Source organism: Mesobacterium pallidum (assembly GCF_019966535.1).
In the GTDB taxonomy this organism is placed as follows: domain Bacteria; phylum Pseudomonadota; class Alphaproteobacteria; order Rhodobacterales; family Rhodobacteraceae; genus Mesobacterium; species Mesobacterium pallidum.
Genome location: NZ_JAIMID010000053.1, coordinates 1 through 2,424, shown reverse-complemented (window position 1 = coordinate 2,424; position 2,424 = coordinate 1). Strand labels below are relative to the sequence as shown.

At 53.0% G+C, this 2,424-nt stretch carries 2 protein-coding genes; both read left to right on the top strand.

Annotated elements, in window-relative coordinates; translation table 11 throughout:
- Positions 1–34: 34 nt before the first annotated feature.
- The gene (locus tag MF270_RS28075) at positions 35–1,054 is read left to right on the top strand and encodes an AAA family ATPase (RefSeq protein ID WP_238368866.1); all 1,020 of its coding nucleotides are present in this window, start codon (positions 35–37) and stop codon (positions 1,052–1,054) included.
- A complete protein-coding gene (locus MF270_RS28070) occupies positions 1,051–1,680 on the top strand; it encodes an HNH endonuclease family protein (RefSeq protein WP_238368865.1) in 630 nt (209 codons plus the stop codon). Before MF270_RS28075 ends, MF270_RS28070 begins: the two co-directional genes overlap by 4 nt.
- The last annotated feature ends 744 nt before the right edge of the window (positions 1,681–2,424 follow it).

Sequence of the window (2,424 nt, the reverse complement as noted above, 5' to 3'; positions counted from 1 at the left end):
AAGATCAGACATGTTCACCGCTCGTTTTTGAGCCGTGAATCACGCCACCAAGCGGAAATCAATAGGTCCTGACCCTAAGCGCGACTTGTTTCAAAAATGGGTCGAGTTAGTGTTTGGCGGAACACGTGAAATTGCCCTCACTTTTGATCGTGTCTCGCTATCGCAGATCGATATGTTCCTGTCCGATCCTGATCCCCTGAACGCCTTCGTCGAGAGATTAACCCGCATGCGGGGTAGCGCTAGACCCAGCGATGAACGGCTACTTGAGAGCGCCGCCGAGTCCGTTCCCCAACTTATCCAACTTTTTCGGTATCTCCTCAACCTAACTCAAGGGGCCGAAAGTTTCGGGAGTAGAGGGCCTAGCCGCTCCAGCCTTGTCTTGAGACTGGATGCGTTGGACGACGGCGCTCTGGTTGAACTGGCAGAACTACAGCCAGCGATTTCGACGGCTATTAGAGGACGGTTCCTCTCTTGGCCGAATGTTGCGATTGAAGGAAACGCTTGGCAAGGCTGGACGGAATTCGGACAGTTGAGCTCAGGAGAGCAGAATATTCTGTCCACCGGAGCAAAACTCATCGCACACGCGGAGCCAGGCTGCTTAATTGCAATCGACGAACCCGAAGTAAGCCTCAATACCGCATGGCAACAACATTATACCGACCTCGTCACTCAGTCTCTGTCAGAGGCTCCAGGAAGCCACGTATTGATCGCCACCCATTCGCCACATCTGATATCCAGTCTGCCATTCGGAGAGTCTAGTGTCGTTCTGATTGAGCGAGACAAGGATCGACTAATGAGTTCGACAGTTGATGCCGAGTTTGAAGGTTGGGGATCTGAATCCGTGCTTTATCAAGTTCTGGATATTCCATCTGCTTCCAGTTTTGGATTTCAAAGAGATTTGGCATCCGTTCTGCTGCACATTCAAGGGAATGGAACAGATCGCCGTTTAATTGATGCGTTTCTAGATAAAGCGGATCGGTTAAATTTAGAAGGCGCAGAAGCGTTAGCTAAAGTTGTTGCGTCAATAAGAGATTACAAAGACGCGCTTGCATGAAGAAGTTGAACGCACCGCCCTTCGACATAAAAGATGTTCGCTTTTTGCGTTCGAAGCTTACTGATGTTCCGACCGCGCAGAACCTTTGGAAGCGCAGTGATGGAAAGTACGGGAACTTCAAGAAGAACGTAACGACAACAATGAAGGCCGCGCAATCTAAGCGGTGCGCTTATTGCGGCACCCGCCTATTCGAAGAACGCCCCCACAGAGATCATATCGCGCCGAAGAGCCCTCATTTTAGGTGGACATTTTGGCCAACAAACCTGGTTCTAGCATGCTACTGTTGCAACGTTGATTGCAAAGGTGAGACCGATACGGTCGCTGTGGTGGCGGCCAGCTATCGGCGCACGACTTTTACCATTGTGCATCCCTTCCTTGACGATCCTGCTGATCATCTGGATTTCGGAGTGGCTGACAACGCTATCCTAATAAGCCCGAAGAACGGTTCAGCGAAGGGAGCAGAAACCATTAGGCTCTTCAATTTAATGGACCCAGAACGTGCCAAGGAGCGAGCCAAAGATGTTCTTTTTGACGAAGACGTCGAGCATCTCCATGGCTTAACTCGGGATATGTTTCTTGCCGCAGCAGAAGAGTTGCGTGGCGGCAGAGTAGTCATGAAAACTTGAGGCGACCATAATCAACTCGCCTCGCGCACATGAGATTGAGAGCTTTACTAGAGCGAGCTTTGCACTTTGAGCCTGATTGAACGGCTGGTTTGGGTAAGATGTGCCGCAGCAGATTGCATTTGAGAGAAGGTCGGCTTTGGGCCGTGGGCGCCCTGGAGCATAGTGTTGCCCAAATGTCGGCCCTCTTCGCTTCTTGAGCTCGGCACGAAACTGGTGTGCTTCGCTCAGGTCAATTGAGTTGACCACGGTGGACGAATGTAATTTTTCGGCGATCTTTTGCGCGGGGGTGTCTATCTATCCGAGCGGACGAAGCGCCCCCCGTACCCCCCTTCCCCTTGGGAACCTGACGACGGCGCGGGGAGAGGCAATCGGCCATGGCGCAGAGAGCGCGCACAGACGCCTTAGCACGTCCAGAGCAACCGCCCCCCCCCAACCGGGATAGCGACGATACCGACTTGCCCTTGTACGGGCCTCTACGGCGTTCTAAGGGGCCACGTCGCCACCTGCCGAGCGGGACTTCGTGGTTGACAGGCGCTGGGATCATTCCGCATAGGTGCGACACAAAGTGCGACACAGACCTCAACCTCGCACTCGAATGTTAAAGCCTGCCAGTGGCTTAGAAAAATGGTAGCGGGTCCGGTACTCGCCTCCAAACCTTTTCAATGACGTAACCACCCGGTTGCTACCGCCTGCCGGATTTCGCTGTGAGGCCCTAAGACACGTGCATAGCGACGTCGCAAACGA

Excerpts from the sequence above, each read along its gene's own strand:
- MF270_RS28070 (WP_238368865.1), top strand. The coding sequence starts at position 1,051 with ATGAAGAAGTTGAACGCACCGCCCTTCGACATAAAAGATGTTCGCTTT.